The 12494-nt window shown below is 54.5% G+C and carries 12 protein-coding genes and 3 tRNA genes; 7 read left to right on the top strand and 8 right to left on the bottom strand.

Going from position 1 to position 12494, the window contains the following annotated elements; genetic code table 11:
- Positions 1 to 81 precede the first annotated feature (81 nt).
- A complete protein-coding gene (gene amiC / locus MUU51_RS02800) occupies positions 82 to 1335 on the top strand; it encodes an N-acetylmuramoyl-L-alanine amidase AmiC (protein WP_159773760.1) in 1254 nt (417 codons plus the stop codon).
- A gap of 117 nt (positions 1336 to 1452) precedes the next feature.
- Here the strand turns inward: amiC and MUU51_RS02795 are convergent.
- From MUU51_RS02795 to MUU51_RS02785, 3 genes are all read right to left on the bottom strand, one after another.
- Positions 1453 to 1529: transfer RNA gene (locus tag MUU51_RS02795), tRNA-Met, on the bottom strand.
- Positions 1530 to 1580: 51 nt separating this feature from the next.
- Positions 1581 to 1657: transfer RNA gene (locus MUU51_RS02790), tRNA-Met, on the bottom strand.
- A gap of 59 nt (positions 1658 to 1716) precedes the next feature.
- A tRNA-Met gene (locus MUU51_RS02785) sits at positions 1717 to 1793 on the bottom strand.
- Between the two features lie 197 nt (positions 1794 to 1990).
- Here MUU51_RS02785 and mltA point away from each other — a divergent pair.
- Positions 1991 to 3094 carry a murein transglycosylase A gene (mltA, locus tag MUU51_RS02780; protein WP_159773758.1) on the top strand — a complete coding sequence of 368 codons (1104 nt, stop codon included), beginning with the start codon at positions 1991 to 1993 and terminating at the stop codon, positions 3092 to 3094.
- An 18-nt stretch (positions 3095 to 3112) separates the two neighbouring features.
- The gene (tcdA, locus tag MUU51_RS02775) at positions 3113 to 3919 is read left to right on the top strand and encodes a tRNA cyclic N6-threonylcarbamoyladenosine(37) synthase TcdA (protein WP_110511444.1); all 807 of its coding nucleotides are present in this window, start codon (positions 3113 to 3115) and stop codon (positions 3917 to 3919) included.
- On the opposite strand, the gene csdE is transcribed toward tcdA, so the two are convergent.
- Both csdE and csdA read right to left on the bottom strand, forming a co-directional pair.
- Positions 3916 to 4359: a cysteine desulfurase sulfur acceptor subunit CsdE gene (gene csdE / locus MUU51_RS02770; protein ID WP_159773756.1), complete on the bottom strand. Its 444-nt coding sequence runs from the start codon at positions 4357 to 4359 to the stop codon at positions 3916 to 3918. The two genes, tcdA and csdE, sit on opposite strands and share 4 nt — an antisense overlap.
- Positions 4360 to 5565 carry a cysteine desulfurase CsdA gene (gene csdA, locus MUU51_RS02765; protein ID WP_258967054.1) on the bottom strand — a complete coding sequence of 402 codons (1206 nt, stop codon included), beginning with the start codon at positions 5563 to 5565 and terminating at the stop codon, positions 4360 to 4362.
- A gap of 191 nt (positions 5566 to 5756) precedes the next feature.
- Here csdA and MUU51_RS02760 point away from each other — a divergent pair, with 191 nt between their 5' ends.
- The 4 genes from MUU51_RS02760 (at position 5757) to rlmM (ending at position 8763) form a co-directional block, all read left to right on the top strand.
- Positions 5757 to 5984 (top strand): YgdI/YgdR family lipoprotein, encoded by a 228-nt coding sequence (locus tag MUU51_RS02760; RefSeq protein ID WP_159773751.1) that lies wholly within the window; start codon positions 5757 to 5759, stop codon positions 5982 to 5984.
- Positions 5985 to 6337: 353 nt separating this feature from the next.
- Complete coding sequence (gene gcvA / locus MUU51_RS02755; protein ID WP_125352118.1) at positions 6338 to 7255, top strand: glycine cleavage system transcriptional regulator GcvA; 918 nt, start codon at positions 6338 to 6340, stop codon at positions 7253 to 7255.
- Positions 7256 to 7274: 19 nt separating this feature from the next.
- The gene (locus tag MUU51_RS02750) at positions 7275 to 7670 is read left to right on the top strand and encodes a DUF423 domain-containing protein (protein ID WP_258967053.1); all 396 of its coding nucleotides are present in this window, start codon (positions 7275 to 7277) and stop codon (positions 7668 to 7670) included.
- Positions 7663 to 8763, top strand: coding sequence for a 23S rRNA (cytidine(2498)-2'-O)-methyltransferase RlmM (gene rlmM / locus MUU51_RS02745; protein WP_258967052.1), 1101 nt, complete (start codon positions 7663 to 7665; stop codon positions 8761 to 8763). The genes MUU51_RS02750 and rlmM overlap by 8 nt, the downstream gene beginning before the upstream one ends.
- Before the next feature lie 72 nt (positions 8764 to 8835).
- On the opposite strand, the gene xni is transcribed toward rlmM, so the two are convergent.
- The 3 genes from xni to MUU51_RS02730 all read right to left on the bottom strand — a co-directional run bounded on the left by xni (position 8836) and on the right by MUU51_RS02730 (position 12409).
- On the bottom strand, positions 8836 to 9591 hold the full coding sequence (gene xni, locus MUU51_RS02740; protein ID WP_258967051.1) for a flap endonuclease Xni: 756 nt from the start codon (positions 9589 to 9591) through the stop codon (positions 8836 to 8838).
- Positions 9592 to 9703: 112 nt separating this feature from the next.
- Positions 9704 to 11071, bottom strand: coding sequence for an L-serine ammonia-lyase (locus MUU51_RS02735; RefSeq protein WP_159773744.1), 1368 nt, complete (start codon positions 11069 to 11071; stop codon positions 9704 to 9706).
- A 51-nt stretch (positions 11072 to 11122) separates the two neighbouring features.
- Positions 11123 to 12409: an HAAAP family serine/threonine permease gene (locus MUU51_RS02730; protein WP_159773742.1), complete on the bottom strand. Its 1287-nt coding sequence runs from the start codon at positions 12407 to 12409 to the stop codon at positions 11123 to 11125.
- Positions 12410 to 12494 lie beyond the last annotated feature (85 nt).

The raw sequence follows: 12494 nt of genomic DNA, 5'->3' as shown, positions 1-12494 counted from the left end.
ACAGTTTATGCGGGTTTGGTTAAAGTTTTCGGTCAAACCAGCCGTACAAATTGCTAAATTGATTTTTTGCTTGGGAGAGGCATGTCTGGAAGTCAGTCAGGATTAACACGTCGTCGCTTATTAAAAGGGGCGGGGGCGATGTGGTTGCTCAGCGTAAGTCAGGTGGGTCTGGCCGCTGAAAGTCGAGTGGTGGCGGTGCGCGTCTGGCCTTCGTCTACCTATACCCGCGTGACGATAGAATCCAGCCATGAGCTGAAATATAAGCAGTTTGCGCTTAGCAACCCTGAGCGGGTGGTTGTCGATCTCGAAGGCGTGAATCTCAACTCGGTGCTTAAAGGCATGAGTGCGCAGATCCGTGATGACGATCCGTATATCAAATCCGCGCGCGTCGGGCAGTTCGATCCGCAAACCGTGCGCATGGTGTTTGAGCTTAAGCAAAACGTTAAACCGCAGCTGTTTGGCCTGGCGGCAGTCGCGGGTTTTAAAGAACGTCTGGTGATGGATCTTTACCCGTCCACGGCGACGGAAGTGCAGGATCCGCTGTTGGCACTGCTGGAAGATTACAACAAAGGCGATCTGGATAAGCAGGTTCCTCCAGCCCAGAGCGGCCCACAACCGGGTAAAGCAGGGCGCGACAGGCCGATTGTCATCATGCTCGACCCGGGCCATGGCGGTGAAGACTCCGGCGCAGTGGGGAAATATCACACCCGCGAGAAAGACGTGGTGCTGCAAATCGCCCGTCGCCTGAAGGCGCTTATCGAGAAAGAAGGCAACATGAAAGCGTATATGACGCGTAATGAAGACGTGTTCATTCCGCTGAAAGTGCGCGTGGCCAAGGCGCAAAAACAGCGCGCCGACCTGTTTGTCTCGATTCATGCCGATGCGTTTACCAGCCGCCAGCCGAGCGGTTCATCGGTGTTTGCGCTCTCGACCAAAGGGGCCACCAGTACCGCAGCGAAATATCTGGCACAAACTCAGAATGCCTCGGATCTCATCGGGGGTGTCAGTAAAAGCGGCGATCGCTACGTCGATCACACCATGTTCGACATGGTGCAGTCCCTGACCATTAACGACAGCCTGAAATTTGGTAAAGCGGTACTGGGGAAACTCGGTAAAGTTAACAACTTGCATAAAAATGGGGTTGAGCAGGCCGGGTTCGCCGTACTGAAAGCGCCGGATATCCCGTCGATTCTGGTTGAGACCGCGTTTATCAGTAACGTTGAAGAAGAGCGTAAGCTGAAGACCGCCACCTTCCAGCAGGAAGTGGCGGAGTCGATTCTGGCTGGGATCAAAGCGTACTTTGCTGATGGGGCAACGCTCGCGCGACGTGGGTAAGTGCATCAGGAAAGAAAAGAGTGGCGCCGGAAGGCGTCATTTTTTTGGCTTTTAGGTGGGAATGCTGAATTTTAGATACAAAAAAACACCCGTTAAGGTGCTTAATGTTTTATGAAGTGGTTGCGGGAGCCAGATTTGAACTGACGACCTTCGGGTTATGAGCCCGACGAGCTACCAGGCTGCTCCATCCCGCGTCCGGTTGTTTACCCTCAAATCAGGTAAACCTTCTACTTCATATTATGTGTTGGTTGCGGGAGCCAGATTTGAACTGACGACCTTCGGGTTATGAGCCCGACGAGCTACCAGGCTGCTCCATCCCGCGTCCGATTGTTCACCCTTCCATCAGGTAAACCTTTCTACACACTTTCTATATATCTTAATTGGTTGCGGGAGCCAGATTTGAACTGACGACCTTCGGGTTATGAGCCCGACGAGCTACCAGGCTGCTCCATCCCGCGTCCGTGGAAGCGCACTATACGCTGGTCGCGTTTTGATGCAACCCTTTTTTGCAGAAATGATGAAGAGTGTATGAAAATGCTACAAGTGGCGTATTTTTTGCTCAAAATGGGCCGCGTGGCACGTTATCACATTTCAATAGCCCTGGCGGTTTGTTATCTTCATCACGCATTCAGCTGATGAAAGAAGATGAGAGACCATGAAAGGACGTTGGACAAAAATTCTGGCAACAGGCGCGCTGATGACCATGCTCGCCGCCTGTTCCTCCAAACCGACCGATCGCGGTCAGCAATATAAGGACGGAACGTTCAACCAGCCTTTTTCCCTGGTGAACCAGCCGGATGCTGTTGGCGCACCGATTAACGCCGGTGACTTCTCCCAGCAGGTTAATGAGATACGTAATGCATCGCCGCGCCTTTATGGTAGCCAGAGCGGTGTGTTCTCAGCTATTCAGCAATGGCTGCAGGCCGGAGGCGATACCCGCACTCTGAAACAGTATGGTCTGGACGCCTGGCAGATGCAGGGCGCCGATAACTACGGCAACGTGCAGTTCACCGGCTATTACACGCCGGTCGTAGAAGCACGCCACACGCGTCAGGGTGAGTTCCAGTATCCGATTTACCGGATGCCGCCGAAACGCGGCCGTTTGCCGTCCCGTGCGGAAATCTACGCCGGTGCGCTGAGTGACAACTATATACTCGCTTACAGCAACTCCCTGATGGATAACTTCATCATGGACGTGCAGGGTAGCGGATACATTGATTATGGTGATGGCTCCCCGCTTAACTTCTTTAGCTACTCCGGTAAAAACGGCTGGCCGTATCGCAGCATCGGTAAAGTGCTTATCGACCGCGGTGAAGTGAAGAGAGAAGATATGTCGATGCAGGCCATCCGTCACTGGGGCGAAACCCATAATGAAGCGGAAGTGCGTTCTTTATTAGAAGCGAACCCGTCGTTCGTGTTCTTTAAACCGCAGTCGTTTGCACCGGTGAAAGGGGCGAGCGCGGTGCCGCTGATTGGCCGCGCGTCCGTCGCGTCGGATCGCAGCGTTATCCCACCGGGCACCACCCTGCTGGCTGAAGTGCCGCAGCTGGACAATAACGGTAAGTTTAACGGTCACTACGAACTGCGTCTGATGGTGGCGCTGGATGTTGGCGGCGCAATCAAAGGTCAGCACTTCGACATCTATCAGGGTATTGGTGCCGACGCCGGTCATCGTGCAGGCTGGTACAACCATTACGGTCGCGTTTGGGTGCTGCGTGGCGCACCAGGAGCCGGGAACGGTAACGTCTTTAGCGGTTAACAAGTAGTTTGAGGTTTTATGTCAGTCGTTCTTAGCGATGCCTGGCGCCAGCGTTTTGGCGGCACGGCACGTTTATATGGTGAAAAAGCGCTGCAGGTGTTTGCCGAAGCGCATGTGTGCGTCGTAGGGATAGGCGGCGTAGGCTCGTGGGCGGCGGAAGCGCTGGCGCGTACTGGTATCGGGGCGATTACGCTGATTGATATGGACGACGTTTGCGTCACCAATACCAATCGGCAGATCCACGCGCTCGGTGGCAACGTCGGGCTCGCTAAAGCCGAGGTGATGGCGGAGCGTATTCGTCAGATCAACCCGGAATGCCGTGTCACCGTCGTCGATGATTTTGTGACGCCAGATAACGTTGCTGAATATATGGGCGTGGGTTTTAGCTACGTGATTGATGCCATCGACAGCGTGCGTCCGAAAGCGGCGCTGATCTCATACTGTCGTCGCTACAAAGTGCCGCTGGTCACCACCGGCGGGGCGGGCGGACAAATCGATCCAACGCAGATCCAGGTCGCCGACCTGGCGAAAACCATTCAGGATCCGCTGGCGGCAAAACTGCGCGAGCGTCTGAAGAGTGATTTCGGCGTGGTGAAGAACGGTAAAGGCAAGCTCGGCGTAGATTGTGTGTTTTCTACTGAAGCGCTTGTGTATCCGCAATCTGATGGGTCTGTGTGCGCGATGAAAAGCACCGCTGAAGGCCCGAAGAGAATGGATTGCGCCTCCGGCTTTGGCGCGGCGACGATGGTGACCGCGACGTTCGGCTTCGTCGCGGTGTCCCATGCGCTGAAGAAAATGTTAGCGAAGGCGGAACGCCAGAGTTAAACCGATTGCGCGGCGTTGAGTACGGCGTCGCGCAGCGCGTTCAGCCCCTGATTGCGGGACGCGCTGAGCTGGGCGCGTAGTCCTAGCTCATCGAAAAAGGTCAGTGGATCGCACTCCAGCAGTTGATCCGCGCTTTTGCCTTCAATGGCCGTCAACAACACGGCTAATAATCCCCGAACGATCCTGCCTTCGCTGTCGCCGTAAAAATGCAACGCGCCCTGCGGCAGACGCGTGTGGCCGAGCCAGACACGGTTTTCACATCCGGCAATTTCGTCCGCTTCAGCCTTAAATTCATCCGGCAGCGCAGGGAGCTGTTTTCCGAGCAGGATCAGCTGACGGTATTTGTCTTCCCACTGGTTCAGTGGGACAAAAATCTGACGCAATGTCTCTTGCGTGACGGTCGTGCCGAACGGGTGTCCGGCGAGAGCGGGGCTTGTCATTCAATCCACCAGTAAATCAAGAGCGCGGTCAACGGCGTTCACCAACGCATGAACATCTTCCTGCGTATTATACGGTGCAAATGAGGCGCGCAGTGTGCCGTTGACGCCTAACGCTGCCAGTAACGGTTGGGCGCAGTGCTGCCCGGCACGCAGGGCGATGCCGTACTCTGCCAATAATGTCACCATATCGCTATGGTGCACGCCGTCGAAATCGAACGCCAGCAGGCTGGAATCCTGACAGCGGAACGAGCGAAAGCCGGGGCGGCGCGAGAGTTCCTCTTCGGCAAGCGTCGCCAGTCCGCGACTCCAGCTTTCCGCCTGCACAATATCGATTTCATTCAGCCACTCCAGCGCGGCGCTGAGTCCAATGACGCCAGCGACGTTGGGCGTTCCCGCCTCAAGACGATACGGCACTGGCTGGGTTTTGAATCCGTCGAAAGTGACTTCGGTGATCATCTTGCCGCCGCCGAGCCACGGTGTCATGTCGTCCAGCAATTCCTGTTTACCGTACAGTACGCCGATGCCGGTCGGGCCATACAGCTTGTGACCGGAAAAGGCGTAGAAGTCGATATCCAGCGCCTGAACGTCGGCCGGGAAATGCACCACACCCTGGGCGCCATCAACCATGACCACCATGCCTGCGGTGTGAGCCAGTTGGATTGCGCGGGCAAGATCCGGACAGCCGCCGGTGACGTTTGACATCTGGCCCAGCGCCAGAATTCGGCTTCGGGAGGTGATTAATGAGGAAAGCTGTTCGACGTCCGGCAGATGGTCTGCGCCGAGCGGCAATTTAATGACCTGCGCGCCGGTTTGTTCCGCCACCATCAGCCACGGAACCAGATTCGCATGGTGTTCAGCCTCGCTGACAATAATTTCATCGCCTGGCTTGAGGCGTGGGCGGGCATAACATTGAGCGACCATGTTGATAGCCTCAGTGGTGCCACGAGTCCAGACAATGTTTTTGCCGTCAGGCGCGTTAATCAGCGCGGCGACCTGCGTGCGGGCCTCCTCATAGCGCGCAGTCAGCTTTTGCGCGGCGGCAAACTGGCTGCGGTGTACGTTGCCTGCGCTCAGGCTGTAAAACTGATGGCTGGCGTCAATGACGGCCTGCGGTTTTAGCGCGGTGGCGGCGCTGTCGAGATAGACCCCGGCATCGCTCAGCGCCGGAAACTGGGCGCGAAACTGCGCCGGGTTGAATGCGTTCATGGTTTTCCTCATTCCAGTCCTGGGATCGTCGCGCATATTTCGTGGCAGAGCAAGGACAGGAGTAACCATCAGAATTCTCCGGTATGTGTGGCGAAGTACTGACAGTGCGTTATGCTGAATTATGTTAGGCGATTGTTTTAGCCTGTTAATTGAAGCTTTGAATCCAGCATTAAACGCTAAAGGAGAAGAACATGAACAAGACTGCCGCAATCATTTCTGCCTGTATGCTGACGTTTGCCCTGAGCGCCTGTTCTGGCCCTAACTATGTGATGCATACCAATGATGGCCGTACCATTATTGCTGATGGTAAGCCGCAAACGGACAATGATACCGGGATGATTTCGTATAAAGATGCGAACGGTAACAAGCAGCAAATCAACCGTACCGACGTGAAAGAAATGGTCGAGATGGATAACTAACCCTTGAATTTAAAGCAAAAAAAAGCACCGCAATTTGGCGGTGCTACATTAATCACTATGGACAGACAGGGTAAATGTACAGGAAGTGAAAAGGGGGTAGTCTCGCTACCGAGGTCTGAACTCCAGACCAATTGCAAACACAACAACACAACATCACAACCGTAAGCCAAAAGCTCATCAGAACACGCATTCCGAAAAAAGCTTCTCGTTCCGGCTCAGGAAGTGCCGCCACTATAGGTATTTGCTGGTAGAAGCTCAACGGACAAATTATAATGGCTCAGATAAAAAAAACTAATAGGTTACATGATGTAATCTAATTGTTAAAACTAGTTAACATCTAAGCTAAAACAACTATGTCGAAGCGTTTACCACCTCTGAATGCATTACGTGTATTTGATGCCGCCGCCCGCCATCTCAGCTTCACTCGCGCCGCCGATGAGCTCTTTGTGACTCAAGCCGCAGTAAGCCATCAGATCAAGTCACTCGAGGATTTCCTGGGCCTGAAGCTCTTTCGCCGCCGCAATCGTTCGCTTTTGCTGACCGAAGAAGGGCAGAGCTATTTCCAGGATATCAAAGAGATCTTTTCGCAATTAACCGAAGCAACGCGTAAACTGCAGGCGCGCAGTGCCAAAGGCGCACTGACGGTCAGTATGTTGCCAAGTTTTGCCATTCAATGGCTGGTGCCGAGACTGGCAAGCTTTAACTCAGCTTATCCGGGAATCGACGTCAGGATCCAGGCCGTGGACCGTCAGGAAGATAAGCTGGCGGACGATGTCGACGTGGCGATATTTTATGGGCGCGGTAACTGGCCCGGTCTGCGTGTTGAAAAATTGTACGCCGAATATCTGCTCCCCGTTTGCTCGCCGTTGTTACTCACCGGTGAGAAGGCGTTGAAGACGCCTGCGGATCTGGCGCAACACACGCTATTGCATGATGCTTCTCGTCGCGACTGGCAAACGTATACTCGCCAGTTGGGCTTAAATCATATTAATGTTCAACAGGGACCGATTTTCAGCCACAGCGCGATGGTGCTGCAGGCGGCTATCCATGGACAAGGGATCGCACTGGCCAACAATGTGATGGCGCAGTCCGAAATTGAGGCGGGCCGTTTGGTCTGCCCGTTTAATGATGTGCTGGTCAGCAAGAACGCGTTTTACCTCGTTTGCCATGACAGCCAGGCGGAACTGGGTAAAATAGCTGCATTCCGTCAGTGGATACTGGCGAAGGCGGCAAGTGAGCAAGAAAAATTCCGCTTCCGTTACGAACAATAAATGAATTTAGGGTAATGACATGACCAGTCGCTTCATGCTGATTTTTACCGCTATCAGTGGTTTCGTTTTTGTTGCCTTGGGTGCGTTCGGCGCACATGTATTAAGTAAATCGCTCGGCGTGGTTGAGATGGGCTGGATCCAGACCGGTCTCGAATATCAGGCGTTCCATACCCTGGCGATTTTCGGTCTGGCGGTCGCTATGCAGCGCCGGATCAGTATCTGGTTCTACTGGAGCAGCGTATTTATGGCGCTGGGAACCGTATTTTTCAGCGGCAGCCTGTATTGTCTGGCGCTGTCGCATTTACGCCTGTGGGCATTTGTTACTCCGGTAGGTGGCGTATGCTTCCTCGCCGGTTGGGTGCTGATGCTCATTGGTGCTATTCGTTTAAAGCGTAAAGGTGTCGCGCATGAATAAGGTTGTCCTCTACAGCCGTCAGGGTTTTGAGAAAGAGTGCGCAGCAGAGATTTCTGACAAGGCGTCTCGCCTTGGCGTATTTGGTTTTGCCCGAGTTAAAGAGAACTCGGGCTATGTGATTTTCGAGTGCTATCAGCCGGACGACGCGGAGAAACTGATCCGTGAATTGCCGTTCAGCTCACTGATTTTCGCCCGTCAGATGTTTGTGGCTTGCGAACTGCTGACTGACCTTCCGCCGGAAGACCGCATCACTCCGGTGGTCGGAATGCTAGTGGGTGTGGTTGAGAAAGGTGGCGATCTGCGTGTTGAAGTCGCTGATACTAACGAAAGCAAAGAGCTGATGAAGTTCTGTCGCAAGTTCACTGTGCCGCTGCGTTCAGCGCTGCGTGAAGTGAAAGTACTGGCTGGCTATGACACGCCTAAGCGTCCGGTGGTGCATGTGTTCTTTATCGCGCCGGGTTGCTGCTACGTCGGTTACTCGCTGACGACCAACAACTCCCCGTACTACATGGGTATTCCGCGCCTCAAGTTCCCGTCTGAAGCGCCGAGCCGCTCTACGCTCAAACTGGAAGAAGCGTTCCACGTGTTCATTCCTGCCGATGAGTGGGACGAGCGTCTGGCAAACGGCATGTATGCAGTGGATTTAGGGGCGTGCCCAGGTGGCTGGACCTATCAGCTGGTTCAGCGCAACATGTGGGTGTCGTCTGTCGATAACGGCCCAATGGCGCAAAGCCTGATGGACACCGGACAGGTGACCTGGCTGCGTGAGGATGGTTTCCGCTATCGCCCAACCCGCAGCAACATCTCGTGGATGGTGTGCGATATGGTTGAGAAACCGGCTAAAGTTGCCGCGCTGATGGCGCAGTGGCTGGTCAATGGCTGGTGTCGTGAAACCATTTTCAACCTGAAGCTGCCGATGAAAAAGCGTTATGAAGAAGTGTCGCAGAATCTGGCATACATTCAGGCGCAGCTCGATGAGCACGGAATTAATGCGCACATTCAGGCGCGTCAGCTTTACCACGATCGCGAAGAAGTGACGGTTCACGTCCGTCGTCTTTGGGCCGCCGTGGGCGGACGTCGCGACGAGCGTTAATTTTACCCCTGAACCTTCTTTGCCCGGCGGCGCTATGCTTGCCGGGCTTAAAAAAGACAGCGGAAGAGGATGCTACTTCACCAACCGCAGTTGCTGCAAATTCCCATCTAGCTGAATATCCGTCTGTAGCCTCGCAATGTCGCGACAGATAAACGCCATCTCCTGATGTTCACTCAGCTTTTTACGCCACTTCTCCGGCACGTCATCCAGATGCTGATAAATCGCTTCGAGCGTGGGAAATTGTGCCAGCAGTTCGGTGGCGCTTTTCGGGCCAATGCCCGCCACGCCCGGCACTTTTGAACTGCTGATCCCGGCGAGACCCCAATAGTCCGGGAGCTGTTGCGGCGTAACGCCAAACTCCTGGGCAATAAACGGTGCGTCGAGCCAGCGTTTCTGGAAGTAATCACGGATGCGAATAGTGGGCGAAAGTATCTGGCAGTAGCCTTTGTCCGTTGACACGATGGTGGCCTGATGTCCTGCGCCGGCGACTTTCACGGCAAGCGTCGCGGCGAGATCGTCGGCTTCATTGCCGGCAGAGCCCCAGCAGCGCACGCCGTGCTGCTCAAAGACGCTGCGAATATTGTCCATTTCCGCATACAAATTCTCTGGCATCGGTGAGCGTCCGGCTTTGTAATCCGGCAAACGTTGGTGGCGCCAACTCTGGTTGCGGGCTTCGTCGTCAAACACTGCGACGGCGTGCGTCGGCTGGCTGTGTACAATCAGCTGCTGCAGCGCGTGCAGGCAGGTATCCGCGCAGGGTGAACCCTGGACCGCATGAATACGGCGAATGAGATTCAGTGCGTCGACAATAAGCAGATGAACGGCCACGGTTACCCTCCTTGATAGCAATGCGCGTAGGGTAACACTGTGACGATAATGAGGCTATGTAACGGCGGGAATTCGGGAAGGCGCCTCGCAAAACGAGGCGTCTGATGCGCGTTTAATCGCAGGTAACAATCTTCATCGCCAGGCCGCCGCGAGAGGTTTCACGGTATTTGGCGTTCATGTCTTTACCGGTTTCGTACATGGTTTCGATGACTTTATCGAGGCACACGCGCGGCTCGCTGGTACGGCGCAGAGCCATACGCGCGGCGTTGACCGCTTTCACCGAGGCAATCGCATTACGTTCGATACACGGCACCTGAACTTGACCCGCGACCGGGTCGCAGGTTAAACCAAGGTTATGTTCCATGCCGATTTCAGCCGCGATGCACACCTGTGTCGGGCTTCCGCCCAGCAGTTCCGCCAGGCCCGCCGCCGCCATTGAACAGGCCACGCCGACTTCGCCCTGACAGCCCACTTCCGCACCGGAAATAGAGGCATTCATTTTGTAGAGTGAGCCAATCGCGCTGGTCACCAGCATGTAGCGCGCCAGCGAATTCGCATTCACTTCACGGATAAACTTGTCGTAGTACGCCAGAACCGCCGGAACAATCCCGCAGGCGCCGTTCGTGGGGGCAGTCACGACGCGGCCACCGGCGGCGTTCTCTTCGTTCACCGCCAGCGCAAACATATTGATCCAGTCCACTACTGCCATGGGGTCGCTGGTGGTTTTGTCCTGGCTCACTAACATCCGGCGCAGGGCGGCCGCCCTGCGAGGCACGCGCAGTTTACCCGGCAGCACGCCCTCGGTGGTGATACCGCGTTCAATGCCGTTGCGCATCACATCCCACACCGCATTAAAGTGCTGCTCAAGCTCTTCTTTACTGTGCAGCGCCAGTTCGTTTTGCATCATCAGGCCGGACAGCGACAGACCGCTTTCCTGGCAATGACGCTGCAAATCGGCGGCATTTTTGTAGGGATAAGGAACCGAAACCGGCGCGCTGTTGCTCTGGCCGAAATGGTCTTCATCAACGATAAAACCACCGCCGATGGAGTAATAGGTCTGGCTGTAAACGACGTTTTCGCCGCTCAGCGCGGTAATGCGCATCCCGTTTTCATGCAGGGAAAGATTGTCGGCATGGAAGTTCATGCACTGATCTACCGGGAACTCGACTTCGTGTTCACCGTTTGCCAGCAGCAGTCTGCCATGCGTGTTCACATCCTGAATGAATGACGGAATGGCATCGATATCAACGGTGTCCGGCAGGTTACCCGCCAGGCCCATAATAATGGCGATATCGGTGTGGTGGCCCTTTCCGGTCAGGGAGAGAGAACCGTATACATCTACCACCACGCGGGTGATGTCGGTCAGGATCTCGCGCGAAATGAGGTCATCCGTGAATTGTTTACCCGCTTTCATTGGCCCCACGGTGTGAGAGCTGGAAGGACCAATACCGATTTTGAAAATATCGAATACGCTGATCATGATGCGTCCATTGCTAGAAAGAAAAGCGCCGCCCGTAGGCGGCGCGGGGGATTAACCGAACAGGGAGTAGAAAATCGCGGAGATGGCGATGAGGCCCATGATGACCACAAATACGTTGCTGACGTGGCCGCTGTATTTGCGCATCGCAGGGACTTTCTGGATGGCGTACATCGGCATCAGGAACAGGATCATCGCGATAATCGGACCACCCAGGGTCTCGATCATGCCAAGGATGCTTGGGTTCAGCGTCGCGACAATCCAGGTCGTTACCAGCATGAACACCGCAGTCATCTTGTTCAGACGATTTACTTCAATGGTTTTACCGCGGCTACGCAGAGATTTAATCACCATGCCGTTAAAACCTTCACGTGCGCCCAGGTAGTGGCCAAGGAAGGATTTGGTGATGGCGATGATGGCGATAATCGGTGCCATCCAGGCAATCAGCGGAGCGTTAAAGTGGTTTGCCAGATAAGACAGAATCGAGATGTTCTGTTCTTTCGCGGAAGCCAGGTCCACCGGGGACAGGCTCAGCACGCAGCTGAACACGAAGAACATGACGGTCAGAACCATCATGATGTGCGCGAAGGCCAGAATTTTGGAGCACTTCTTCTCAGCATCGTCGCCGTACTCTTCACGTTTTGCTACAGCAAAGGAAGAGATGATCGGTGAGTGGTTAAAGGAGAACACCATGACCGGAATGGCGAGCCACAGAGTCATCCACAGGCCTTTGCCGGTGGTTTCGCTGCTCAAAGATAGCGTTTCCAGCGCCGCGCCGTTCCACTGTGGGATCAGGTAGCACGCCAGCACCATCAGCGCGATAACAAACGGGAACACCAGGATGCTCATCGCTTTAACGATCATCTGCTCGCCGAAGCGCACGATGGTCATCATGCCGACAATCAGAATCAGAGACAGAATGGCACGCGGTGGCGGCGTCATTCCCAGCTGGTGGGTCATGAAGCTTTCAACGGTGTTAGTGATAGCCACGCTGTACACCAACAGGATTGGGTAGATAGCAAAGAAGTACAGCAGGGTAATCAGTTTACCTGCGCCGATACCAAAGTGTTCTTCAACGACTTCGGTGATGTCTTCGCCTGGGTTTTTACCCGACAGCACGAAGCGAGTCAGGCCACGGTGGGCGAAATAGGTCATTGGGAAGGCAAGAATTGCCATGATGATCAATGGGATCATACCGCCGACGCCGGCGTTGATCGGCAGGAACAGAACGCCCGCACCGATAGCAGTGCCGTAAAGGCCCAGCATCCACATCGTATCCGTCTTACGCCATCCGGTACGACTTTCTGTCGACACTATGGTGCTGGTTTGAATGGTTTCCATCTATATCTCCTGGAGGAAGCAATTTGTCAGTTTTTTAGTCAAATCCAATGAATAAGTGGCTGACGGTAAAATAAATTCGTGTAAA

The sequence above is a fragment of the Scandinavium manionii genome (genome assembly GCF_024764775.1).
GTDB classification, from domain to species: Bacteria; Pseudomonadota; Gammaproteobacteria; order Enterobacterales; family Enterobacteriaceae; genus Scandinavium; species Scandinavium manionii.
Note: the sequence above shows the minus strand (reverse complement) of the source record. Positions and strands in the feature narration are given on the sequence as shown.

Coding starts and splice junctions, on each gene's coding strand:
- gcvA (WP_125352118.1), top strand. CDS start 6,338: ATGTCGAAGCGTTTACCACCTCTGAATGCATTACGTGTATTTGATGCC.
- mltA (WP_159773758.1), top strand. CDS start 1,991: ATGAAAGGACGTTGGACAAAAATTCTGGCAACAGGCGCGCTGATGACC.
- rlmM (WP_258967052.1), top strand. CDS start 7,663: ATGAATAAGGTTGTCCTCTACAGCCGTCAGGGTTTTGAGAAAGAGTGC.
- tcdA (WP_110511444.1), top strand. CDS start 3,113: ATGTCAGTCGTTCTTAGCGATGCCTGGCGCCAGCGTTTTGGCGGCACG.
- MUU51_RS02760 (WP_159773751.1), top strand. CDS start 5,757: ATGAACAAGACTGCCGCAATCATTTCTGCCTGTATGCTGACGTTTGCC.
- csdE (WP_159773756.1), bottom strand. CDS start 4,359: ATGACAAGCCCCGCTCTCGCCGGACACCCGTTCGGCACGACCGTCACG.
- MUU51_RS02730 (WP_159773742.1), bottom strand. CDS start 12,409: ATGGAAACCATTCAAACCAGCACCATAGTGTCGACAGAAAGTCGTACC.
- MUU51_RS02750 (WP_258967053.1), top strand. CDS start 7,275: ATGACCAGTCGCTTCATGCTGATTTTTACCGCTATCAGTGGTTTCGTT.
- MUU51_RS02735 (WP_159773744.1), bottom strand. CDS start 11,071: ATGATCAGCGTATTCGATATTTTCAAAATCGGTATTGGTCCTTCCAGC.
- amiC (WP_159773760.1), top strand. CDS start 82: ATGTCTGGAAGTCAGTCAGGATTAACACGTCGTCGCTTATTAAAAGGG.
- csdA (WP_258967054.1), bottom strand. CDS start 5,565: ATGAACGCATTCAACCCGGCGCAGTTTCGCGCCCAGTTTCCGGCGCTG.